This window comes from Telluria sp. GW821-FHT07G12, assembly GCF_059418525.1.
This window is the reverse complement of the sequence record NZ_JBWKQA010000001.1, coordinates 1496842-1522528: the sequence shown is the minus strand read 5'-3', so window position 1 is coordinate 1522528 and position 25687 is coordinate 1496842. Positions and strand designations below refer to the sequence as shown.

Genomic DNA, 25687 nt, shown 5'->3' with positions numbered 1-25687 from the left:
ACTAGATGCGAAACGTTATCCGGCTGGGCGATGCCACCTCACACGGCGGTAAGGTAGTCAGTAGCAGTGCCATCCATTTCAAGGTCCAGGGCGTGCCGGTGGCGTGCGTGGGAGACGCCTGTAGTTGCCCCATCCCCGGACACAGAGACTGCACGATTACGACCGGATCGCCCCACCACCTCATCAAGGGTAAGCAAATCGCCTTCGACGGCGACAGCCTGAGTTGCGGCGCAAAGCTCATTTCAACTTTTAAACACTTCAGTACTACGTGACCGACCATGCTCCGATTCGCAGCAGCCGTCCTTTCCTTGTCAGTCATTAACGCGATCGCCATCCCGGCCAACGACCTGGTTGCTGCCGCACGCACTCAGATTGGCGTCACCATACTCTACGACAGTAGCTACCAACGCATCGCTTATCCTGGCGGAGACGTGCCACGTGATCGTGGTGTCTGCACCGACGTCGTGATCCGTGCCTACCGAGTCCTCGGCATCGATCTACAAAAATTGGTGCACGAGGACATGCGACAGGCGTGGCAGGCCTACCCGCATCCGGCCAAGTGGGGCATGAAGTCGACCGACACCAACATCGACCACCGCCGCGTACCTAACCTTTCCACGTTCTTTCGACGTCACGGAACTTCGCTTGCCGTAAGTGCCCGGCCCACAGATTTCCGCGCAGGCGACATCGTCACCTGGCAAATACCGCCCAGCCTGCCCCACATTGGGATCGTGTCGACCGAGGTTTCGGCTGCCGGCGTCCCTTTAGTCATTCACAATATTGGCTACGGCGCAGCGTTGGACGACACATTGTTCGCCTTCCCTATCACCGGCCACTACCGCTATCCATAGAGCTGCGCGACATCGCCGATGCCGTCGAGCGCGATGCTGGCCTACCTCGGTTGGTCGCTCAGGCGACTCACGCCGCAGTCAAGCCCCAACTTGCTGCCCGTTTTTTTTTGGAGAGATTTGCAAAATCACACCAATACTGTGCGATCATACAATTATCCGTAACTTACGAAATATTTTATGAACGTGTTTGATGCCACGTCGCGCGCAAATCAGCTTGAACTTTTACTCCATTGGGAAGGTAGGTTGAACAATGCGCGGGTGCGAGAGTTGTTTGGCATAAGCCAGGTTCGTGCCAGTGAATGGATACGCGAATTCCGCGAAAAGTATCCCGATTCCACACAGTGGAACACCAAAACCCGCAGTTTTTATGCTACTGCTTCTTTTCAAGCGGAATGGCGTAAAAATCAGACGGAAATTGGGAATTCGCTTTCCAGTTATCTTGTTCTCGCGGGGCTGCCGTTCTTTGGACCCTCCCACGGTACGTCGATTGTATGGGCGGCCTATCCGGACCTACTGGAACCCGATCCCGCTATTTTCGCTGGTGTCCTTGGAGCTTCGAGAGACCGGCTAACCATCGAAATCCAATACCGCTCGATGCGCCGACCTCAACCCCATGCCCGTCTGATCAGTCCTCACAGCATAGTGCGTGCGGGCCGACGATGGCATACACGCGCCTATTGCCATGAGTCGCAGATGTTTAAAGATTTCGCAATGGGCAGGATTAGCGCTGTGAAGTTGACTGACCAACCGGCACAGTCGAGCCAAGCCGACGACATCGAGTGGAATCGTCACGTCAAAATAAAGCTCGTCGCCCATCCGGACCTTTCCGTGGACCAAGCCGCTCTGGTGCAGTCAGAGTATTTCCGCGGTAAGAAGTCTTTTATGCACAACTGCAGGAGGGCTTTGGTCAATTACGTCATTCAGGATCTGCGGGCGTCCACCGACCACAAGGCGCAGCGCCCGCCGGGATATCAAATAGCCGTGGCCAATGTCGAAGAGATCGCAAAATGGCTCTATCCAGCATAAGTAACTACACAAGACTCGTCGCCTCACGGATTGGAGACGTACTGTGGACACAATTGAGGCGCTTGCTGAAATGGACGATGTCTCGTCTGCACCTGGTATGACGAGAACGTGCGAACTCATGTCCACAAACCAGGAAATGCCGGCCGAGGTCAGACTGGTGGCCGCAGTTTCGCGGCTTCTCGACTTTCATCAAGCTAGGACGGACAGCTCAGTGAGCGTGCCTGAAACACCGGAAACGGCAGGCAGGCATCTGACCTTGGCGCTAAATGTGCTCCAGGCGCTAGGGCGTCTCGAAATCGAAAATGGCCAGGCGCGTGTCTCAATAACGACTTTGCACAAGGAGGTTGCTAGCGAAATCGGCCCTGTCCCCCATGATGAGCTCAATTTGTGCATCGCCACGCTCGCGACGGCCAGGGAGGTCCGATACGATGTCATGGGCGATAAAGGGACTATCACCCATGCGCGCAGTAGCGATACCACGACACTGGTTTCGTTCGATCCAGTCTTGCGCCAGGTCGCGATGACGGAAAATGCGAGATTGCTATTGCGGGTTACCTCTTTACGTGAAAGCTGGCTTTACAGCGATGTCGATGCGCAACGTCTGATTAGAGCGATTCAGCGTGGCCAGTTTCAGGATATCCCGCGCTTTTGCCGGGAGATGGTGCGCGACCTGGCCGCCAAAGCGCGCCAGATAGCCGATTTATCAGAACGCCCGACAATGGCAGATCTGCGTGACGCGCTTGTCGCTGACGGCGCGAAAATCAGCACCACGCTACGGGACGCCACTGAACTGGTGAAAGCTGCAATGGTGCTCCTTTTCTCAGATCAGACCGAGGCGGACTTCGCTTTGTGGCGCAAGACGACGCCTGGCGTGGCTTTCATGCTGAGTAACTTACAGGCGGAACTGGAAATCGTGTTGCAAAGTACTGAAAGCCTGGCGCGCAAGTTTGTCGCGTTCGTGCTGGACGCCCAGCGGTTCCAAACACTGCGCATGCCGACCATGAGATTTGTCGACATCTGCCGCGCGTTGACGGCCGCTGACGCGGGCAGAATCGCGCAGATTGAGGCGGCAATGGCTGATGTTTTGCCGTGGGTGCCTGAGGTGCGCTTCTTCGGTCCTGAGCTACTGGCCAACGAGATTGATCTGTCGAGCATGCTGACGGACGACGCGGATGGTACTGAAGTCGCGTTCGACAATCTGTCGTCAGGGCCGAAGGTCGATGAGCCGACGCACGAATTTTTGCGGCGTAACAGTGCCGCGATTGTGGGCGCACTGAAAGAAGGGCCTCTGTCGTTTTCCGCGTTGTTGGCGAGCGCGCCGTTGGATTTCGCGCCCGGCGAGAACCAGGCCAGTCTGGTTGATGCGATTGGCTACCCGGAGGTCTTCGATGCTGAGGGGCAGACCGTTCGCATCGGATACCGGGCACAGGAGATGCGCTCGGATCTACCGTCGTCGCTGCTTCTGGCAAGCGACCCGTTGCTCTCACTTACCCATGAACCCAAGCCATGACACCTGCCAACCTCGGCTTTGTATCCGCGCTGTTGACCACCTACAGGGAGATTGCTACGCATCCGGTTGGCCGCGCCTCTCACCCGGAAGAAGCGCGGGCTGCGCGCATCCTTTCTGATTGCGGCCCTGCCTCGATCCGTGAATTGGACGAGTTCCTGGCCAGTCAGGGCTTTACCCTGCGTGTGCTGGACGGACTCACTGATCTGGGGCTGCCATTGCGAGGAGGGACCAGAGCTGTCTTTTACGTGTTGGGGCGCCGGGTTGGTGAGGAGTTGGCGCCATTTATCGAGAAGGGCGCGTTTTTATCAGCCTTCAGGGATCGGCGGCGAGACAAGACCACGCCAGAAAGTCTCTCGGCGAACAAGGCACATTCTGTGTTCTGGTGCGCAAGACTATGGCTAACGCTTCAATACTTTTTCTATGATCACATCGATCGCCCGGTCGGTAACCTCTACATGTGGCGGGATGCGGTCATCCGCGAGGAGGTCTTTGCCGCCCATGTCAAAGAGGAGCTTGAATTGATGGGCAACCAGGGGCGCCCGGACGGAGAAGCTGGCTTGCTCTGGGACGCCTACTGGGAGCAGCGCGAAAGCGTGGTGCCGCTGACAAGGAAGTTTTTCAAACTGATGGCGAAGTATCGGATGATCCAGGCGGGCGAGGAAGAGGGAATGTGGCGCCAGACACTCGTGGCGGCTGTGGACATGGCAGGCATTGCAGATGCATCTCTCCAATATCTGATGCCATCCGTGCGTTCCGACGTCACGCAGCGCTCCCTCGCCCTTGTTAGCGGGCAGGAACACATCTCAGCAGTCTAACCCAGTCCGAGAGCTCGAACATGCCACTGATCCATGCCATTGAGGTTGCCAATTTCATGAACTACGGCCGCAAGATCCCGTGGTCTCCGGACTGGCGCCATTCGCGTTTCTTGCTAAAAGGGCTGCACACGGCGATCAACATCCCAAATGGCCGGGGTAAGAGCACCATCATGCAAACCATTTTGTCGATGCTTGTCTGGGACACAACGTCGCTAAAGTCGATCAAACGCATGCACTGGGCTCCAGTAAGTAGCCCGGCCTTTACCCATGTGCGGATCGAGATTACAAACCGCAATCTTGTCCAGGGAGGTCTGTTCGCGTCGATTTCCGATCCGACCGACGGCGAGCACATGGTATTCGGGCTGTATGGGAACGCTTCCGATGAAAATCCCGATTTTTATGCCTATCACGGCACTTTCGGTGATTGCCCGGTCGCGACAGTGACTACTGATCGCACGGTCTTGCTTGGAAAGGAGGCGTTTCTCGAAAATTTGAGCCGTCTGAAATCCACCCATCACCTGTTTCCCAGCACGGCAAAAGATAGACAGGCCGGCGAATGGAAACAATTTGTCGGAGATTATTTCGACATGTCTTCGCTGCTGCAGCAGCACAAGTACCAGCTCGCAAACGGCGCCGAGGGCTCTGCCAAGTACTTCGATGTTGATAAGGACGGCGGCAACTACAGCGCTGAACTCTTTTACAAGCATCTGGCGCCAGAGTTGCTTTCCGAGCTGATGGGCGGTTACGGTGCCGATGATGAGCACGGAATCGAGGACACCATCCACGAGAAAGCCCGCGGGGTCGTGATTGCCAAGCGTGAAACCGACGAAAAGACGCGGGAATTGGAAAGTGCGACGATGGTCCTGAAGACGCTAGAGGGCTTGGACAAGATCGTCGAGACCATTTCAAAGCGTACTGATGAAGTCGCTACCGCTCAGGCGCAGTTGGCCGCGGAGTATTTTGCACTGAGGGAGGCTGTGGTGTTGCGTCGAATGCCCGGCGTGCCATGCCCTCCTGGGGCTGATTTGCCGGCATTCTACAACCATTTTGTGTTGCAAGATGGGCAGTGGTGGCTGACGGACCAAGGGTTGGGCGCGTTCAGCAGGGACGACGCGCGACGGGTTAATGAACGAGCCGGACGTAGCCCGATCGTTCGTTCCACAACGATCAAAATTTCGCAAGTCATTGATTTTAAATGCGACAATTACAAAAACGGGGCTGCTGGTGTTCGTCCGGGACCGAGAACCCAGCTATACAACAAAGCTGACTGCTTCGCAATGTTGGAGAAAACAACCAAGTTCGACCTTGGTTGGAACAGCGAGAGGGCGCTCGCCGAAGTCAAGGCTGCTTTCGACTGGATAGCCTCGGCAGGAGACACCAATCCGGCACGCCGCGAATCGTTGGCACTTGAATTGAAACTGGAGAACGATAAACAAACTAAGACCCGCACCGGCTTCGCCCGCAGTGACGCACAGCGGCGTGAGCGGGAAATACGCGATGAGATGACTCTACTCTCGCAGTCGGCTAAGTCCTGGGAGACGATGGAGGCGTCGAAGCTGTTCACACCGGAGGAGATGACGGACATCGCCAGAACGGCCAAAGCGGTGAACGACGAGGCCGTAGAGGCGCAGGATGCGCTGTCGGCACAGATGGGAATGGCATCTATGCGGGGGCCTTTACAGAAGAAGTGGGAGGTCTTCGTCAATGCGCACGGCAATTGTCGTCCTGGCGATATGGCCGACCGACTCGAGCACGAAAGCACCGTGGATCGCGAGCGCCTGGAGGATGTGGTCGCCAAATTACGCAAGACGAACAACGACATATTTGCGGGCGAAGCGTTAGTTAAAAAGACAAGCTCTGCGTGGCAATTACTCGTCAACTGCATCGAAAAAGCGTGTGAGCTCACGGCACTGGCACAGGGGTACGCCGCACTGTTCGGTGAAGCCGACCCCACAGGACTGGAGGAAAAGGTACTCCGTGAGTACCGTGAAGCCGACGCTGCGCTGAATGCGGCAAAGGCGACGCTGGCACGGTTCGCTGACGGCCTCCACGCCATCGCCGTGTTCGAATTGGCCAAACCTGGTACTCCGCCATTGGATTGGTTAAGCGAACGCCGGAATCGCAAGGCTGCTTTGCGGCAGCAAATCGACCAAAAAAACGAGCAGCTAGAGTCCTTGACCGCCACATTGGCGCGCGCGAAACAACACGAGCCAGCCGCTCACGATTTTCACAATTACTACGGTGACGAGTTGCCGGCCGGGCTGGAGGCTGTGGTCAGCGCCGAGCTTCAGAACGCCGAAAACGAGCTTTCCCAACTCCGCCAAGATCTGGCCCATTGGAAGACAGCGCTCGATGCATTACAACAGTTCCAGAAAGCCATAGGCTCGACAGATCCAGCGGCATGGATGGCGGACCTTTCGGACAGACAGTCGCAGGCGGCAGAAAGACTTCAACGTAAGAGCGAAGAATTGACGGAATTGCGTCAATTGCGGAGCGCCCTTGATGACGACATAGTGGCACCTGGCGCAACCGCGCGCGAGGTGGCGGCTCTCGCGGGTCCCGACGCCATGGCGCTGCACGAGTTCGTGCGTCAACTGAAACTGAACGAGACGCGGAATGCCAGCGTATTGACGCTTTTCTCTGCTCTCCTGTTTGCACCGGTTTTCTCGGAGATCGTCCCTGCCAGGAAGGCTGCCGAGGCCCTTGCTCACGAAGGTATCGAGGTCCCGGTTTTCCTTGCCTCCTCGCTTGAACAGTTTTGCCGCTCTGGCGCCATTGCTTTTGATGGCGACACGGCAAGCAGTCTGCTTGTCGGCGTCAAGACTCGCAAGGTGGCGTGCCTGCTCGATCCTCGGCTCATCGAAATGGAAAAGCAGCAGCTCGAGCAACAAATATCGGTTCTGGAGGTGTCATGCCGCGATACGCAAAAAGAACTGGATAGTCTTGCTGTGAGTGCAGAGCTCGTTCCGGTTGCCGCGCTCTCCGCCATGGCACTTGCAGAGAAACTTCCCTCGAAAGCATCAAGCACCGAGGACGAAATCAGTCGTCTGAATGCTGAACTGCCGCGACTTAAAGTTCGTGCCAGCCATGATGCAATCGCGACTATTCGTGCGTCGCTGTCATTGCGTGGGGCACTAGACATCGCAAGTGACGCGCCCTCACTAAGCGTGGAGCAGGCCCTTGGGCGACTGGAACAGGAATGCCGGGAGCTCTCCGACGACGCAACAAAGGCGATAAACGAGATTGCCAAGTTGCAAGACGACGATTCACTTGAACACGCGGCAGAGGTGGCGGCTAAGGCTATCGACCAAGGCGTGCCTGAAAAAGCAAACGTAGCGCGCAACGATATCGGACGCTGTGAGACCAATCTCGCACAATCGCAGAGGCTGGCTAGCCCCGACGCAATTCAGTCCATCCGCGCCCAAAATCAGCTGAAGAAATTCCTCAAGGACGACACCATTGGCGATATGGAGGTGCAGCTGGGGATGCTTTCCGCGGAAAAGGAGGAGGCCGACACCAACGCCGAGCGGCTATACCAACTGCGCAGAAACCAGGAGCATGAGAAGGAGCTCGCTGAAGCAGCGTACCGGAAGTCGCAAGCTGCAGAGTTGGAGGTGCCGGCACTTCGTGACCTGCAGGAGTATGTCGACGATGCGAAATTTGGTCCTGCTTTCATGGCCGGACATGAAGAGGAGACGAAGCGACTCAACGCTGTGATGGTATTGGCACAGCAACGAGAAAGATTTGATTTCACCGGCGCGCATGCGTTTGTTGTTGGCGGCGGTGCGCTTCGACTTAACGAATTACGAAAGAACCACGCAACAATACTCAACAAAATTGAAGCCCTGGATGACGTGATCAAGAACACGGAACAGGAAATCGACAAAGCCCAGGTAGCGCTCAAACCTTTGCAGCACGCAGCAAATCAGGTCGACATGGCCGTCCTTGCGCTGTGCCAGCGCTGGCAAAAGATCGCCAGCGTGCTTGACTCTCCTCAGTCCGTCCCGCGCGAGCAGCTCGAACAGCATATCGTCTGGACAGCTCTACAGCAGTGGAGCAGCATGACTTCGGCCGAGGATATAGCATTGGATATGGGACGCCTGTGCGATCAGCTTGCTACCGCCGATGATGCTTCGACAGTGGAAACACTGCGTACGTTGAACGGTTCACTCAAACGGGCGAAAGAATCTCTCGATGCGGAAATCGATCGCACATTGGCCGATCGATCGCTGAAGCTGCCGGAAACGGCCAGAATAAAACTTCTGCAAGCGAAAGCTTCGCCAGAGATCATCTCCGAAATACTGGTGGCCGGTCAGGCATCGCACGCAAAAAACGAAGAGGCCAATCGCATTGCCAATGAACATCTGACATCGGAGCGGTCCAATTTGAGTGAATGGCTAGCGACATTCACGATGCGCCTGCCAGACAATTTGAAGACCTTGCGATCTGTATTCTCGCCCAGCCACGGCGCGGAGCCGGGACAGACGCGTGCGGGTTTCGACATTGAAGCCACGGTCATCGACAGCGATGGAATCAATCAGCTCATCGAAAAGATCATTAGGACCGTTGAAAATCTGGAAAATGGTCAGCTCGCATCTGCGGCCACGCCCGAAAAAATTCGCAAGCATATCAACAAGACCCTGCGCGACGACATCCGCGATTCGTTTTACCGAGGCGTGATACTCAATCCACGCATACGGCTGATGCTGCCTTCCATTAGCGCACGTCCACTGGCGATGGAGAGGAACATGGCCAGTTCCGGCCAAGGCGTCGCAATCACCTTCCTGTGGATACTCAAGCTTGCCGAGTTCATTAATGAGCGGGAAATTCGCAGGCAGTCCGTCGACGGGGCAAAGCGGAAGCGTCTGCGCGACAAGGCTTCCGCTTTCACCATTCTAGACGGTGCGTTTTCCCATCTCTCCGATAAACGGTTGATCAATGAGACACTGGCTGGCATTGAAAATTCGCTCGGTCGCTTCCAGCTCATAATTACGGGGCATGATCCTGCGTACGAGAACGACTTCAAGCGGTTCCCGGCGCTAGTAGTGGGCCGCGAAATGAACGGCCATTACATGCGAGCCGGATCACATCATCATAAGCTTAATGCGGAGGACGATGAGGGCTTGATGGAAGCATTTAATGCAATCTGCGTTCCGCGACCCGGTTCGGTAGAGAAAGTGCAGGCGCAATGAGTATCGAGGAAAAGCTGCCGCTTCTTCAGCGGGCAATCTGGCAGCGGTTGGGGGAGCGGTCACATATCAGGCCCTCTGGCTTGCTCGATAAGCTCAGCGGCGACACGGGGATGCATCCCCAAGATGTGCGGCGGGCGCTTGCACGTTTGCAGGAGCGTGGGTGGCTCACGGGTGTGGCCCGCAATGGTGAGCCGATCGGCGCCATTACTGTTCTGGCGCCGCGCGATATCGTCGCGGAACCTGCTTCGCTCACCTCTTGGCGTAACGCACTAGGTCAGGTCGGACTGAAGGAGAGTGATCTCGATTGCCTGGCGGGCATGCACGCGCTGCTGTCTGGCTTAGAGGACCATACCTTAAGCCAGATTGCTGCCGGGATGGTGAAAATGCGTGACGCCTTGGGCAACGAGAAAAAGGAGTCGCGTTTCATCGTCAGTGCGCGGCATCTGATCGGTTCTTCGAAGCTGCTAAACGTCTTTCCGAATGCCATCCTAAAAAAATTCTTCGGATGCGAGCCTGCATGGATAGAGCAGATACCTTATGTGGTCACAGCAGGTCCCGCCGAACCGCACGGCGTCATCCTGGTCGAGAACCCCTGGGCGTTCGAGCGCGCGATCGAATTAGGGATTGCCGAACGCTATGCCCTGATCGCCACGTTTGGCTATGGCCTATCGCGTCAAGGCGATGCATTTGGGCGCCAATTGGCAAGCCAGATCGAGGCGCAGGACCAACAGCTGATTCAGCTACGTCGCCACGGCGCTCCGCCTGACTTGGCAAAGTTATTCCATCATGCAAATTTAACGTTCTGGGGCGATTTGGACCCCGAAGGGTTACGCATCTATATGCGGTTGAAACGGCGCCTGCCTAACTTGCGGCTCAGTTCATTGTATGAACCAATGTTCGCTCAACTCATACGCGAGGGCGGTCACCCATACCATGCCGTAACTGGAAAAGAAGGACAAGTCGCCTTAACCGCGGCCGAGTTGCAAGCGTTTGGCGAAGTAGCTGAGCTTGCTTGTGCTTGTGCGAACAGGGGTTTGGATCAGGAAGCATTGAGTTCCGCCGCAATACAAGCGTACGCCATGTCTTCGTAGCGGGATAAGCATGCCACCGTATCCTTTGCGATTGCTGCTTTGGCCAGGATGCTTCGTTGGCCGACCAGACGAACAATTAGCGCCGTAGGGCCGTCGTATAGGGAGATGTAATTTGTCGACAAGAGCTGGATCTCACGCCGGACGAGGATTCCGATATCAGGACGCTGTGGCGGTCCACCTCTCTGTGCAGGGGTTCGTTGGTCAATCAGAGTACATGGCGGTCACACCGGAAGGAGGCGACGATCTCGAACTGAGAGCGAGCGGCTCTCGCACTCTGGCGCAGGTGAAATCGCGTCGGGACCACCTCGGTCCATTCACCGCCCGTGCGGTTGCCGTCTTCATCAAGAAGATGTGGGACGCGAAGGATGTGACTACTGATGACCATTTTGTGCTGGTGCTCGAGAGCAATGTTGGCGAGCGTCGCAGTGCAATTGCGCAGCTTCAAGATCTGTCCGCCTTCCCAGCGGTCGTCACGGAGCTGAAGGGCCGCAAGTCGCTTGAGGCGATGATCGCAAGAACCCAAATCTTCGTTTTGCCGGATCCTCGGTCCAGTGCCATTGGACTTATCTCGACTTGGCTAGGCTGCACTCCCTTTGAGGCTGAAATTTACTTTTCGGACCTCCTGGGCTTGGTGGGACGAATCTCTGATGACAACGGCATGCGTGCGTCTGGGACATTCAAGGACATTGCACGATCCGACGTCCAGCAGCGTCTGGGTGCGCTGCAGCCCCTGTTGACGTCAGCGGTCGTCGAAGAGGCGCTATCGACAGGCTACTGCGAGGCGGTCGACTTCCTCACACCGGACGAAGACCCGCTCTTCTATCTTGGCATCGATGCACAGGCCTCGCACGTTGCTGCCGGTCTTGTCGTTGAGCGGCCAGAGCTGCGCTCAGCAGTCCTGGCTGGCTTGGAGGGACGACGTAACGTGCTCATTCACGGTGCTTCTGGCTCTGGAAAGTCTGCGGTTCTCTGGGAAGCTGCCTACGCCAGCCGTCATGCAGTCCGTTGGTTTCAAGTTCGCCACCTTCCGACGTCCGCAGTGCCGTCGCTGCTGCAACTGGTCCGTGCCAGGCGCGCAACCGCTGATGCGCCCGTAGGTTTCATCATTGACGACGTGGGGCGAGGGTTCTCGGACGGCTGGACAGCGATGGCTATAGAGGCCGGCCGAAATCCTGGACTTTTGCTGCTGGCTTCCGTGCGAGAAGAGGATAGGTATCCGCTGGTGGATAACCATCGCGCCGTTCAGGTCAAGGTTCAGGGCGACAACGCATTGGCGGAACGAGTCTGGCGGGAGCTGCGCGATAGAGGGCAAACTTCTTGGCAGGGTTGGAAAGAGCCTTGGAATTTAGCCACTGGCCATCTCCTTGAGTATGCGCACGTGCTCACTCAGGGGCGCCGACTTAGTGAGACATTGCATGCTCAGGTTGCTGCCCGGATGAACGATGCTGCGCGACATGATGAACTTGACGTCCTTAGGGTTATGGCATGCGCACACGCGACGGGTTGCAGCGTCGAAATCGCGCAGTTGCCTCAGATCTTGGGCAAGCTCCCGTCGGTGGTTTCGCATGCGCTCACCAGGTTGAAGGATGAGCACCTTGTGCAGGACACAAGCGACGGGCGAATCGTCGGACTTCACGAACTGAGGTCAACAGAACTGCTCCGTCTGTCTCACGAGTTCCCGCCGCCGTTGTTGTCAACGACGGCCGCAGCAGCGGTGAGGCTTGTGCCGGTAGGCGAGTTAGCTAGGTTCCTTGCGCGCACGCTCTCAAAGGATGATGTGGGCGACGAGGCAGTTCTTCGAGCGCTTGCGCTGCGCCTGAAAGAAACTCCTTCCTCGACGTTGTTCAGTTCGATCCTGACAGGTTTGGATCATGCAAATGCACATCGCGTTATTCGTTTGTGGCGGGATACTGCTGAAGCACAGGCCGTGCCGAAGTCGCTTCAAGGGACGCCTGCCGGCTTTGCGATTGGAGACATTGAGCCACCAGACATCGGACCCACGGTGCCGGCATCCCGTCGCTTCACAGAGATTCGGTCTGAAGTTGTCGCCACAGGCTTGACGGCCCGCTTCCTGGCGCTTTTGGCTCCGAACGATTTGCGGCAAGTTCTGGAGGCTACTGGCGAGATGCGAGACTTGACCCGGTGTCTTGCGGCACTACTGGGGCAGGCCATACCGCCGCAGCACCTAGCGGAATTCGCTCGGCTCACTCCGCACCTTGTTGCGGCTGATTTTCAGGACGTAGTTGCGTTGCTCGAAGTGGCTGCGCGAGTCGACCGACCGTTGGCGATAGGCTGGGTCAACGCCGTTGGTCAGCCTGCTATGTTCCAGCGTTTCTCTGAACACGTGGCTTGGGCCGACGCCCCGATCCTGACGCCCTGTGAGGAGGGGCAAGAAGTTCGGTCGAACGTTTGGTTCGTAGCTACCTCTGTCCAGACGGACATCAACAAGGAAGTGGTGCGGACGTGCGAAGTGCTACTGGCATTGACGCCAATTGCTGACATGGTCTCAAGCGTCGCGATAGGTGCTGACGGCGCTGTCATTAAGTCCCCGGCCGGGGACTATCCCCTTGAAAACAAGCGCATACCCAGCGCAAACCTACCTGCTCCTGCACAGGTGGCGCGCAATCGCGAGTGGCTTGCCATACTTAATGCGCAGCTTGCTACCGAGAGCTATACAGCCTACTTAGCGGAGTGCCTTGACCTTATTCGCCTCGTCAACCGAAACCTGAAGCTGCTTCTGGATGGGCAGTTTAGGGGAAAGACAGAGCCAGGCGCCATCGAGGCTTTAGGTCGTGTCTATGAGAGCAGTCGAACTTTGGTCGCACCACAGGAGCCGCAGCCGGTAGGCGAGCAGAGGAGATCGTCGAGGTTGCAGTCAATCCTGTCCAGCTGCTCCTCGGACCTTGTTCGTAGGTTCTATGGACTTCCAGAAGGTGCCCCCGCTTATCTAGGGTGGCTCGACGACCTTTTAAAAAGCATTTCGACCGCTGGGGCCGATGAGCCTTGGGAAGTATTGTCTCTCGAGTCACCGAAGGAACTGGAAGAGTTATCTCGCATCATTGAGGCATTCCAGGCATTGGCCGGTGAAGCTCATAGAAGAGAGCGTTCACCTCTTGTAACGCACTTTAGAAAGACCGCGACCAAAGGTAGCGCGTTTGACAAGGCCAAGGAGGCCGCACGTCAGTATTACGACGCTGAGTTCAGGGCTTTGGAGGCAAAGCTTAGAGCAGAGCTGTGCGCTATCAGCGAGGGTATAGGCGTCCATCTGTTGGCCGACGCCGCGATACCCGCCGTATGGCCACCGGCCGACGTGCTGATCACCATTCCAGTGAATACTGATGGCACGACCATCGCTCTGGCGGAGAGCTGGCCGGCGTGGCGTACATCTGTGGACCAGGGGCGAAAGATTTGCATCCTGCCCGTTATTCACGGACTTGGGCTGACAAACCTCGCTGCATGCGGTTTCGATAAGCTCTTTCCCGTGCTTCCTCACGAGAAGGCGCAACCATGGTGTTCCATAGCCGGAGTCGGAGTGGCGCCGTTGAGATCGGTGGATGCTTTCACTAGCCTCACGGTCCCCTTAGCAGAGCTTCAAGGCATCAACGCCTACTGGAATGCAAAAAATGGAAGGAATTTGGAAGAAGAGCGAACTTATCAGATGGTCCTGGACACACTCGACAATGCTAGAGTGGACTGGGGAAACCTAGAGCTTCCCGATGATTTCAAGGAAGCTGGACTGACTCTCATTGAGGCCGGTCTACGAGGTGAATTTCCTCTTGCAGATGCCGCCGCAAAGTTGCTGCACGGCGAACGCACTGCCACCATCGAAATCGTCGAGACATTATTGCAACGCCTTACTCTATTTGACTGCTTCGTTGCCATGCTTCCACTGGATGATCGACTTGCTTAGGCAGCGATAACACATTGTCATGTCCGCAGACAAGCAATGTGATGCCAAACATGAATAGCACACCAAGTGGATCCAGCTTGAGCACACTGATATAGGCAGTTATGAACGGGATCAGCGTACCCAGATCGCCAAATGCTCCCGCCCACTCCATCCGGTCATATCGGTTTCCCTGTACGGCTTCTGCTGGAAGGGCTTGCGCAGACACCTTTCATTGGCCGTCTTTACCTTAAATAACAACAACTTTACTGCGGGAGTTGCTGATCTGAGGGTATTCATCGATAACTGGAACGTTCCATTTTAGCGCAATGATACGGCTGGTTTAGTCTACGCATCAATCGGTCGATGGGTGCCCCTAAAGTAGACGCTCAAGCGCAAAATTGCAATTCGAGAAATTTTGGTCGCCGCCTTTCGCCTGCCGCGTGTTAAACGGCAGTTAGTCATGTTAATCTGGCATTCTGCAATTTATAACAAATTAGGCATCTCCGAACGCATGCTCGACGCCACTACTATCAAACGCCACCTCATCGCTTTCGAGCCAGAGGTGATGCTACCCATTCTCGCCTCAGATATTGGTGCGGTCTACGTTAATCGCGCGTTTATTAGGATGGCACCCTGCACTGATTACGTGATCGGGCACCTTGCGAGGATGATTCTTACCGCTACGGAACAGGGTAAGCGCTTCAGGAAGTACGAGTGCCTGCGGAACATTCGCCAGATCATCCGGGGTCATCCCAGCCCAAGTGCACTTTCATCCGAAACCGTCGAACTGCTGTTTCGGCTGTACCAACATTACATCTACTCAGACAAGGAAGAGATTCAATGGTGCGTGAGCACGTATCTGAAGGACCGAATGCTCGCTGCGCACCAAGTCGCATGGTTGACCGAGAACGCCGAGAGTTCAGTGCATCTGGTCAATCGACTTCTTCGCTATCCGGTCCGAGACGTTGCAATCGCGCGATGGGCCCAGGCGTCGCTAGCGGCGGATCTGTTTTCTGACCGTAAGGCGGAGCTTCTGGCGCTTCTCATCGAGGACGAGTTGCCCGCCTGCGCCACTGGCGTTCCGGCCGAAACCGTTTTGTGGGCGATCTACTACGCACGCCTCCCAGTTCAAGAAAAGTCCAGATTGCTACGCTCGATAATGACGAAGGAGGCCGCAGAATCCGCACTGACCATCGCCATGCGACTTGGACTACCCGAAGTCGTGCGGAGCCTCGCAGAATTGTTCGGGGAGGAAGATGCCTAATAGGCCGTTCGACGCGGACACGCAGCGGCATTGCGAGACGAAGCGTGTCGGAAGCATACGCCTCGCGGTGCAATGCCGCTCGTGCTTGTCAACTCAGACGTTAGCTGTCCGATTTCGTCAGCCTCGACGGCCGGTTTGGGGCGCGGACGTTCAGGCAAGTCCACCGTCGGCCAAGAATGAACGTAGCACTGCCCAATCATCGTCCAGAAAGACTTTAGTGAAAGGCGGTGTACGGTAGTACGGGTTCTACTTGCATCATGCTCAGTTATTAGATGATTTGACCGTAGAGGCAAGATTGAAAGAAAAGCACGAGTACGTTGGAATACTTCGTTGCCGCACTTGGCATACATGGCCTGCGCCTGTGGTAGTCGAACACAAAAGCCTTAGATTCTCGAATGAAAGTACAGTGATACGAGGTCGTATCGCAGTTCTCTCGTACGCGCAACGCGCGACTCCAGAGCTTTATCCGGAAGAAGAAACGAAGAAGGGACCACTTTTGTGGGACGGCAAAGTAAAAGACTTACATACAGTGCGTGACGTTATATTTGCAGCGCCACAAGATCAGTTTCCTGTGTCTTTTCAACATCGCCATGCTTATCGTGGTGAGGTTGATGTCTGCATTAACTTTATCTTAGAACATCCCATTACTCAATCTGTAGCCGAAGTAGTAAAAGCTTTCGTTTATGCTGAAATGGCAATGTTGAACTTGCAGTTGGGTGAAAATCTAGTCCCTACTGTACCGTTTTAAATAAGCCATGTTCTTGGAAGCGGTGAGCGTTCGCTCGACAATACGGTGTTCTTCAACAATGTGGTGAGGAAAGAGCTTCAACAAGCAGAAATTGAAACAGCTTTACAAGATTTCGTCAGTCTCCTCTCACACAAGGAAGTTGGGAGGCATGCCCTTGTAGCCCTAGAACTTTATGCCGCACATTTTTCAGAAAAGCACGCACGGGTGCGCTTTCTCCTACTTGTGATAGCACTTGAAGCGATCGCTGCACCAACGCTAAAACATAAAGCCGCTCTCGATTGCCTGAACAGGTGGGAAGAAGAGCTAGCGGAGCAGCTTGTGCTGCATCCCCCAGGCTCTGAGGAATACAATAGTTTAGAAGCGCTGCGGCACGGACTGCGCTTTCAAAGGACAGATTCAATACGATCCCGAGTACAAAACCTCTTTACGCATCTTGCCAACACACCGGACGAAGTCCAAGTTTTACGTAAGCGCGCCCGTGAGGTCTACGATAAGCGGAGCACACTTGTACATGAGGGGCGCTTGCCAGATGATGAGCTGGCCGATCTCGAGAATAATGCACGTGGTCTTGTCGAAATGGTCTTTAATGACATGATGTCAAGCGTTACCAAAGCGTAAACCTAAAGCATGACTATTATTGGCCGCAAGCGGGTATCCCCCGGTAGCTGCGTGTGTACCAACCGTGTATGTTGCTTTACTTTGTTAGCCCAGAAATGTCAAATCCTGCCGTCCCAGACATCATCAGTGTAATCGGCACCTCTTATCTGCAGCCAATTGCAGACCTGTTGGAAAGGCTCCTGAAGCGTCCTGTCGAAAGACACGGCCCTGCAGGATCTGGTCACCATGAGAACGGCTACTCGGCCGCCATCATAGTCCTTATTGTGACCGTTCTAGAATCGTACACGGCCCGACTTCGATTTGTTCGTGGTGAGGAGAAGAGCGTCGGGAGTCTTAGTACACCGGCTCTGCTTGCTGCATATTTTTCTGATCTTCCGACTAAGGACGAATTGGTTGAAGTGTTCCTCTGTCGGAACGTACTCGCACATAACCACATTTGGCACCTCGATGTCTCGGACTACTCGCGTTCTGGATCCCCAACACTCGCTACTCCTACAGAATTAGGGTTCCAGACAAATAAGCATTACGACCAAGTCGTCGACGTTGCGGCGCGTCAGACCCGTACTCTGCAGCTTAATGTTAATCCCATCGCAGTTGACAGGGCCGATGTCCGGAAAGTGTTCAGCGTCGTGTGGCGTACGCTCCAGTTTATGAGCTCTCAAAATTATGGTCACACACCACTTGCCGGCGCTTCAGTTGGCTTCCGTGGAAAGCGTCGGAAATTTGGCGAACTACTCCAAGAAATTACAGATGAGGGGGAATCTCGCACGACTTAAGCCCGCCAACCAGCAGGTCGCCTTAAGCGGCTCCACGGTCCGAGGGCAACCTGCTGGCAGGGGTGTTCCGACGGCCTCCCTGCTTACGCTAGCAAGACGTCGGCAACGCGTGCTAAATTTCGCTTTGACACTCAAGTTGCCATTTGCCTGTGATGACCACGTCTGGTGGGAATACGCTTTAGGCGGGTCTGACAAGATTCCATTCTACCTTTGCAGACCAAAGGGCTGGCCATGCCACTGGACACGTTCTTCAAGCACCATGCCATCAAAGGCAAGGACATCTATGTCATCGACGACCATCACAAGGCACTGGCCGCCTGGGCTCTCGTCCGTCGATCGCTGGACGCCACGCCGAACCTAATCACGATCGACCACCACACCGACACTCACGAGGCGTTCCTCGGCCATGTACATTGTGAGGCCTATGAAGGGCGAGTGAAAGACCAGGAAGCGTTCCGGGCTGGGCTTGTAGCTCGGATCGATTGGCGCAGTGATGAAAGCGTCGCCGAAGCCATTGGCAAGCTCCGACACGACGAGCACATCGATGCGGCTACTTGCTCCGGCGTGCTGGGCAACGCCTTCTGCATTCAACTGAGCGACTCGCATGCCACGCCCTCGGTTGAGCAACTCGCCTTTCAACAAAGCATGCATGAGAACTGGCCTAATCCGCCTACACTCCCGCAACCGCGGCGCCCGATGACCTATGAGCCGACCGTCAACCGAATTTACGCACTGCCCTTCGACTGCTTCATTGGCTGCCAAGCCAAGCCGCACAACCACGATTGCTTCGTACGACAATCCGACGAGATCATTGAGGCGAGATATCTCGACGACCAGATCGCGCGGGGCTCTGAGATCTCCAAGTGCTTAGGCTTGCCAAACCTTGAAGCGGCGCCCTACGTCCTCGATATCGACCTGGATGCGTTTCATACGCGACGGGCCATCAACCCCGAGGATCCTTCGACGTTCTATCGCCTGATCAAAAACGCCGTGGCCATCACCATCGCCACCGAAGCCGAATGCGTCGAAGAGGGATGGCTCGATGACGATGACCGGATGAGCTCCGACGAGCTTTTGCAGGAGTTGCTCGGCCATATCAAGAGGGCTCTCTGAGACGAATTGAGGCAAGGGAGCACTTTCCAGGCTGACTTTGCCCGCATGCTCGGGGGTACTGACTAACGCCGCCCCGTATAACTGAGGTTTTGGAGCGCTCGGGAGGCAACTACTGCCAAGCACCGCAAGTCAACCGTATAGACAGTCCGGCAACGGTTGGCTTGGAGGGTACAGTCGGCGATTACCGAAGGTCGAACTCGGGCTTGCGGCATGGTCCGAGGTGTGCCCGTTCTACAGCGGACCTAGCGTCATGGTCAGCCACAACAGCATGGCGGTCGACAAACATAGCCCCCAAGCCGTGATCTCGCAATCGACCTGAAGCACGCATCTGAAATTTCATGACAATGCATTATTTATCAGTGGAAAATTTGTTATTCTTGGCCGCAGTCAAAAGCGGCTCTTCGCGCGCTTCGACCGACTGACCACTCCATCGTCTGCTCGTTCGATCGCGTTTACGCTGTTCGTGATATCGCGTCTCCTATTGATGACGTCGACGGATGTTGCGGGTGCTCGCACTGACATTGCAAGAGAAATCGCTGAGGGAGATCGTCTCGATTCCCTCGCGCCACTGAACACAGCTGTGAAGGCGAGAATATGTACCTGAAGCGCATTCGCGCGCGCAATTTCCGTGCATTCGGTGACGGCACCACTGCCCCGGAGCTGGATCTGGAACTGAATCCAGGCTTGAACATCCTGGTCGGTGAAAACGACGCCGGCAAGACCGGCATTGTCGATGCCATTAGGACAGTCCTGCTGACGACGAGCTATGAAAACATCCGGCTTTTTGAGCAGGATTTCCATATCGATGGGACACAGCGATCAGCGACCTTGTGGATTGAAGTGACGCTGTGTGAGCTGTCGAAGGAGCAACAGGCGGCCGTCCTCGAGTGGCTGACCCTGGAAGTCGATGGAAGTTGTTCATTGGTGGTTCACCTACAAGCGAAATTCTTTCCTGCACAAGCGTCCAAGCGCGCTCGTGTAGACATGCAGTTCCGAGCAGGCAAAGGTGGCGCAGGACCAGAAATCGGCTACGCCGTACGTGAACTCATCCGGGCGACCTATCTGCGTCCGCTGCGTGACGCTGAGGCCGAGCTTCGCCCCGGCCGGCAGTCTCGACTGTCGCAGATCCTCGCTGCGCACAATGACATCGCCGGGCAAGAAATCAACGACTTTCAGAAACACGCGCCTGGCACGGTGCCAGAGAACTTGGTCGGACTTATGGCGTTCGCTCAGCACCATCTCGGCGAGCACAAGGTCATCAAGGGCGTCCAGGACGATATCAACGACAATTATCTCAGCGAGTTCGCGTTTAATGGCGATACCTTGGAGTCGCGCATACGCATCGCTCCAGACTTATCGCTGACCCCTATCCTAGAGAAGTTCGAACTGGGCCTACTGCCAAGCGGCACGATTCACCCTGAAGAGCGTTGCGCACGGGGACTGGGTTACAACAACGCGCTTTTCATGGCGACCGAGCTAGTTCTGCTGCGCGATGGTGAAGACCTGGCGCTCCTGCTGGTGGAAGAACCGGAGGCCCACCTACACCCGCAGTTGCAGGATCGGGTGATGGGCCTTCTAAGGCAGCACTCCAAGCCGTCGATTAATGGTGAACGTCGAGTCCAAGTCATCATAACCACGCACAGCCCGTCGCTGGTTTCCAGTGCCGACATCGAGACCATGACGCTGGTGCACAAGGCACAGACCTATCCGCTGCGTTCAGGCTGCACCAAGTTACAAAAGACCGACTACGCGTTTCTGCAGCGCTTCATTGACGCCACCAAGGCCAACCTGTTCTTCGCCCGAGGGATCATGATGGTCGAGGGCCCGGCGGAAGCCATCCTGCTGCCAACGCTGGCGCAGGCCTGTGGTCGCTCCTTCTCCAAGCACGGAGTCTCCCTCGTCAACGTGGGACATACCGGTCTCTATCATTACGCGCGCATCTTGCAGCGTGAAGGCTCTGGGCCGCAGTACCCCGTGCCGGCTGTCTGCTTGACCGACCGTGACATCGTTCCCGACGTTGCCAGCATCTACGTGCCGAAGCCAGCCAAGGGAAATAGGTTCGAGGCCGACTACGACGCAGCTGGTATCAAGGCAGTCGTCGCCCGCAAAGTCGCCCGCGCAGAGGGCGGCAATACCATCGTGTGCGTGTCGGATCACTGGACCTTAGAGTATGACCTGGCGCGATACGGGTGCGCCAAGCTCATGCATGTCGCTATCGCGCTCGCCGTCATGGCGGCCAAAAAGGATGAGCGACTGAGCGAGGCCGACGAGGCAGCCGCCACTACTGCGGCTCTGGCCGCATGGGTGATTCTTGAAGCCGCAGGACACGCACCAGACAAACTCGCGTCCATCATCTATCGTCCGCTGTACGAGAAAGAAGCGTCCAAGGCCATCACCGCCCAGTATGCAGCCCACCTGCTTTCAACTGGCGAGTACGGCGCGGGTGACGAACTGTTCAACCGCCTGCCACCCTACCTTCAAAAAGCGCTGAACCACTTGACCACTGCCCCAGTGCCAGCACCTGGAACCGCAAGACCTGCGCCGTCGTCGGTCACTGCCGCCCCGATCCCCGGCGCTACGCCTAGTGCCCTAATGGCCTCGACACCGGCCCAGCCAGCGCCCGCAGGCGCTCCGACACCATGAACGCGGTACATCTGGAGGCATCCGACCTCACATTGCTCTCCCGCTTGACGCCCGATCTGGATTTCTCGGACGCCGAGCGCAGAGCGGCGATACTGGAAAATGCATCCCGCGACTTCAACGCCGTCCCCGGCAGCGGCAAAACCTCCTTGCTGGCGGCGAAGCTACTTCTTCTCGCTCACAAGTGGCCGCACGCCACGAAAGGCGTCTGCATCCTGAGCCATACCAATGTAGCGCGCGAAGAGATTGTTCGGCGCCTCTCGCGCTCGGACGAGGGGGCACGGTTGCTGGCCTATCCGCACTTCATCGGCACGATCCACGGGTTCGTCAACCAGTTCTTGGCTATGCCCGCGCTGCGTGCCATAGGGCTTCCGGTCGACGTGATTGACGATGACGTATTTGAAACCCGTGCGTTGGCCATGCTCCAAGGCAGGCAGTACTTTAAGCTGCGCGCCTGGCTGAGCCATCAGGCGAAGGGCGATTCGCTGGTCGGGCAGCTCTTTTACAAAGGCGCAGATCTTGCACTGGCCTCCGACGGGGGAGCCTTGCCCGGCCCCAACTCCGATTCCGGCAAACAGCTCGCCGACATCAAAGTGCGCTTGACCCAGGCCGGTGTCTTCCGGCATCGGGATATGTTTGCCTTCGCACTGGCCGCACTCAACAGTCACCCCGACCTATTGGACGTGGTCCACCGACGATTCCCTATGGTGTTTGTCGACGAGATGCAGGACACGTCTTGGGAGCAGGAAGAGATCCTGAACCATTTGTTCGATGGCAAAGCGGTGATGCAGAGATTTGGTGACGTCGATCAAAAGATCATCCTAAATGATGACGACGCCGCCAAGGTCACCTTCCCACGCGCAGGTCACGGCTCAGTCAGCACCAGCAAGCGCTTCGGCCCGCGAATTGCGGCCGCCGTCGCCAACGTAAGACTCAGCAACCTGCCTGTCCAAGGTGAAGGTCCAGACGACATCAGCCCAGTCCTACTGCTGTACAAAACCACGGACGTGGGCCGGGTCGTGCACCACTTCGGCAAGCTGGTTGTAGAACTGTTTGACGCCGGCGCGTTGCACGATAAGGCAGTGCGTGCCATGTGTACCCGCAAGACGGTTGACGGAGCGGTCGACGCTGGCCGTCACCTCGTAGACTATTGGCCGTCGTACGCGCAACTGAAAAACGCAGCCACGGCGGGGGACGACAACGGATTCTGGCGCCTCGTTGACCAGGTTGTTACTCAGCGACCGACAGCAACGCTTGGCGAACGCGCAGGAGATGCGCGCAAAGCCCTCCTTCTTGTCCTGCAGGCCGCGAAAGCCCCGGTGGCGGCCAACGTCCGCGATGCACGCGCGCTGCTTCGTGCAGTTGCTGACCTCCACGGCAGCGCTGTAGGGCTGCAGGCGCTCATTCAGGAGCTGGTCTTGGGCTCGGTGTTGCTCAACACACCCGCAGCCAGACGGGCGCTGCCGGGCGTGTTGTACCAGCACCTGCGCCAGGTGCTACCTACTAACATGAGTCTCTCCGAGTTCGTTGCGCTGAGCGTATTCGCACAGCCTGTAGCGGTGGCAGCTGCCCCGACCTTGGAGCCGCCGACTTCGTGTGTAATGGTCCACGGCGGGCGCGATCTGGAGTTTGTCCTCGGAACGGTCGCTAGTATGAAGGGGGAGACGCATCTTGCATCGCTGGTACTTGAGTCTTATGGCGGTAAAAGCAAAAGGTTTGATCTGGAACTCGCTCTTCCCGCCATTGCCGGCCTCGGCAAGAGCTTGAACAAGCTGAGTATCTTGCAGCAGAGCCAGATGCGGAACGTCTATGTGGCAATGTCGCGGCCAACGCACTTCCTTTGTCTGGCCGCTAACGCTTCACGCGTCGCCGAGGAAACGCGTGCCGCCTTGGTAGCGAAGGGATGGCGTCTGGAGCACGTGAGTTAAGCGAAGGACCACATGAATCACTCGCTTTTCTTCTTTCCCACTACCGTGGCGGGCGCCGGCCACGTAGCCCAGTGACGTAAAACGTCACGACTGTCGAAACGACGCCTTGGCTGGTCACGTTTCAAACTTCGGCGCGACCGTTGCGGTGTCGAGGCCAGCCGGATAAGTCTCTGACTTCGCTTTGCCCTGAGGTGCGCAATAGGGTACCGCCGACGTTGCCGTTGACTGACTGACGCCCACGCCTTGCTATCAGTCTGCAGCGACGGAGTCTAGCCATTCGTCTCGGGTAATACCTAGACGTTTCAGTATGTTGATAGCGAGGAACGATGGGATGGTTGGGTTGTTGCCGTAATGATTCCCAAGTCGGAACGGGTGCCAACCGGCCCGCAGTAGCTTTATCTCCGACCCCTTACCTTGTTCGATGCTGACACCACAGCGTGCGAGAAGCTTAAAGAAGTGGCGCCGGCGCAGCTGCGTAATAGCGCCGGGACGGCCCCGGTCTTGGGCGCAGGGCGGCCCGTTTTCCAGCTCCGTACTGGCGCCGCGGTCCTCTGATGCCTTTGCCCAAGCCACGTAGGCAAGGGCTTCGTCAATCTCCGCAATCTCGACACCGTCGTCAGGTAGCGACGGCGGCGGGTCCAAGAAGTAGTGTTCGATCTTCAGGTAATCCTGGACGACACGTCCGTGAACCTGTTGGAGTAACCAGTAGCCGAGCAACTGGCCGTCCGCCTCCCCGAACACTTTGTCCAGCGTGCGCCATGGATGCATGAATGTACTGAGCTGCCCGTCGTATCCAAGCACCAAACCGCCCCGGCAAAAGGTCGTACGCGAAGCGCGCAGCACACTGTCGGCGTCATCGGCAAAAAGGAAGGAGGCGCAACTGCTGCCCGGGACGAAGCAAAATGCTGCCATCCTTGTCGAACCAGGCAGGGTGAACATGAACCGTTCGGTCCGTGCGCTTGAAACGAGGTAGGGCGCTGCCTCGAGCAGATCGGCCAGCATTGCTTGGTAACGCTTGCACTGTTCGTCCGGCTCGGGCAGCAACGGGTCGCCTGTCAGCGCGTCGAGCAAGGGCTTCAGGATCATGTTGTCGACGTAGGCAGCCGGCTCGACTCCATACAGGTCTAACATGTTGATGACCGCGTTTGCATCGCAGGACCTGCGCAGCTGGTCGGAGGTCGCGATTGTCGAAGCATGGCCGCTGCGGGCGTCGAGGTGGATCTCAATATGTCCAGGCTGGAGCAGCAAAGCATCGAGCAGCTTGTACGGCAGCATGTCCACGACAGCCGACCAAACCAGCATGTACATTCGGTCGGACCCGTGAACGATCCGCGTATCGAGATCGCGAACGATGGAACGGTAAGCCGAGTCGAAAGTCTTTATCGGATCTTGCCTGGCGCGGTTGCGCAGCTTGTACACCACCTGCGCAGCGACCTCTTCGCTCCATTGGAGAATCCGCATCTGCAGGTCATGGCAGTCGGGGGCGCCCGACAGGATAGCTTCGATATCTCGGTAAGAGCGACCGGCGAAGCTGTTGTTCAGGTGCCGGGTTTCTTCGATTAAGGCATTGCCCTGATCGCGTAAAGCGAGCGAGATCAGCTGGTTAAGCGCATAGGGTAGTTCGCGCACTGGCTGTTCCGCGATCGTCCAGTCTCGGTCGCTAGCGATCATGTGAGCGTACCGCGTCTGCGCCGAGATCGGACGCAGCCGCAAGACCTGGTCAAGGTGATCATTCATCTTACGCCGCAGTATCTGCTGGCGGGCATCAAGTACGGCGGGTCCGGCGCTCTCGGGTAAATTCATCGGCTGTGGCTAATAAAGAGATGCAAACAGGTGCGGCCGCCTAGTAGTCGCGTCGCGCAAGAGGCTATGGTAGCTCATCGAAAAAGGACTGAATAGGAAAGGCGCCGATCATGGGGTGCGGTTGATTACACGGAAGTCTCGGCCCCGGTACGGACAGCATCGAGCGGTCTGTGGGCAGCAAGGGTGACAGCTATGACAATGCCTTGGCCGAGACCATCAATGGACTCTACAAGGCCAAGCTGATCCACCGTCGCACCCCTTGGAAAACGGTGAAGCCGTCGAACTGGCCACGCTGGAATGGATGGCCTGGTTCAACCACCACCGCCTGCTAGAACCACTCGGCTACATACCGCCGGCGGAAGCTGAGGCAAGCTTTCATGCGCAACTGAGCAGTCAAGCCATCCCGGCCTGAATTACACTAAC

Annotated in this window: 15 protein-coding genes and 1 pseudogene; 15 read left to right on the top strand and 1 reads right to left on the bottom strand. The window is 56.6% G+C overall.

All coding sequences use genetic code 11. The features are described 5' to 3' along the window. The first annotated feature begins 5 nt into the window (after positions 1-5). The 14 genes from AC07PE_RS07040 to AC07PE_RS06975 all read left to right on the top strand — a co-directional run bounded on the left by AC07PE_RS07040 (position 6) and on the right by AC07PE_RS06975 (position 23461). Entirely contained in the window at positions 6-272 is a 267-nt protein-coding gene (locus AC07PE_RS07040) for a PAAR domain-containing protein (protein WP_498762679.1), read from the top strand. A 6-nt stretch (positions 273-278) separates the two neighbouring features. Beyond that, positions 279-851 (top strand): DUF1287 domain-containing protein, encoded by a 573-nt coding sequence (locus AC07PE_RS07035; protein ID WP_498762678.1) that lies wholly within the window; start codon positions 279-281, stop codon positions 849-851. A 177-nt stretch (positions 852-1028) separates the two neighbouring features. After that, complete coding sequence (locus tag AC07PE_RS07030) at positions 1029-1877, top strand: helix-turn-helix transcriptional regulator (protein WP_498762677.1); 849 nt, start codon at positions 1029-1031, stop codon at positions 1875-1877. A gap of 118 nt (positions 1878-1995) precedes the next feature. Further along, the gene (locus AC07PE_RS07025; protein WP_498762676.1) at positions 1996-3387 is read left to right on the top strand and encodes a hypothetical protein; all 1392 of its coding nucleotides are present in this window, start codon (positions 1996-1998) and stop codon (positions 3385-3387) included. Continuing rightward, positions 3384-4202, top strand: a complete 819-nt coding sequence (locus tag AC07PE_RS07020; protein ID WP_498762675.1) for a hypothetical protein — start codon at positions 3384-3386, stop codon at positions 4200-4202. Before AC07PE_RS07025 ends, AC07PE_RS07020 begins: the two co-directional genes overlap by 4 nt. A 20-nt stretch (positions 4203-4222) precedes the next feature. Then, complete coding sequence (locus AC07PE_RS07015) at positions 4223-9394, top strand: coiled-coil domain-containing protein (protein ID WP_498762674.1); 5172 nt, start codon at positions 4223-4225, stop codon at positions 9392-9394. Then, entirely contained in the window at positions 9391-10485 is a 1095-nt protein-coding gene (locus AC07PE_RS07010; protein WP_498762673.1) for a Wadjet anti-phage system protein JetD domain-containing protein, read from the top strand. Before AC07PE_RS07015 ends, AC07PE_RS07010 begins: the two co-directional genes overlap by 4 nt. A 283-nt stretch (positions 10486-10768) precedes the next feature. Next, positions 10769-14395 (top strand): hypothetical protein, encoded by a 3627-nt coding sequence (locus AC07PE_RS07005; RefSeq protein WP_498762672.1) that lies wholly within the window; start codon positions 10769-10771, stop codon positions 14393-14395. A gap of 439 nt (positions 14396-14834) precedes the next feature. After that, positions 14835-15638 carry a hypothetical protein gene (locus tag AC07PE_RS07000; protein WP_498762671.1) on the top strand — a complete coding sequence of 268 codons (804 nt, stop codon included), beginning with the start codon at positions 14835-14837 and terminating at the stop codon, positions 15636-15638. Between the two features lie 250 nt (positions 15639-15888). Continuing rightward, positions 15889-16386, top strand: a complete 498-nt coding sequence (locus tag AC07PE_RS06995) for a hypothetical protein (protein ID WP_498762670.1) — start codon at positions 15889-15891, stop codon at positions 16384-16386. 45 nt (positions 16387-16431) lie between these two features. Then, positions 16432-17004, top strand: a complete 573-nt coding sequence (locus tag AC07PE_RS06990) for a hypothetical protein (RefSeq protein WP_498762669.1) — start codon at positions 16432-16434, stop codon at positions 17002-17004. Between the two features lie 1007 nt (positions 17005-18011). Then, positions 18012-18893: a hypothetical protein gene (locus AC07PE_RS06985; RefSeq protein ID WP_498762668.1), complete on the top strand. Its 882-nt coding sequence runs from the start codon at positions 18012-18014 to the stop codon at positions 18891-18893. 594 nt (positions 18894-19487) lie between these two features. Beyond that, positions 19488-21536 (top strand): ATP-dependent nuclease, encoded by a 2049-nt coding sequence (locus tag AC07PE_RS06980; protein ID WP_498762667.1) that lies wholly within the window; start codon positions 19488-19490, stop codon positions 21534-21536. Then, positions 21533-23461 carry a UvrD-helicase domain-containing protein gene (locus AC07PE_RS06975; RefSeq protein WP_498762666.1) on the top strand — a complete coding sequence of 643 codons (1929 nt, stop codon included), beginning with the start codon at positions 21533-21535 and terminating at the stop codon, positions 23459-23461. The genes AC07PE_RS06980 and AC07PE_RS06975 overlap by 4 nt, the downstream gene beginning before the upstream one ends. 249 nt (positions 23462-23710) lie before the next feature. On the opposite strand, the gene AC07PE_RS06970 is transcribed toward AC07PE_RS06975, so the two are convergent. Continuing rightward, positions 23711-25264 carry a hypothetical protein gene (locus AC07PE_RS06970; protein ID WP_498762665.1) on the bottom strand — a complete coding sequence of 518 codons (1554 nt, stop codon included), beginning with the start codon at positions 25262-25264 and terminating at the stop codon, positions 23711-23713. Positions 25265-25422: 158 nt separating this feature from the next. Here AC07PE_RS06970 and AC07PE_RS06965 point away from each other — a divergent pair. Then, positions 25423-25676: pseudogene (locus AC07PE_RS06965) on the top strand (integrase core domain-containing protein); the annotation flags it as partial. Positions 25677-25687: the final 11 nt, after the last annotated feature.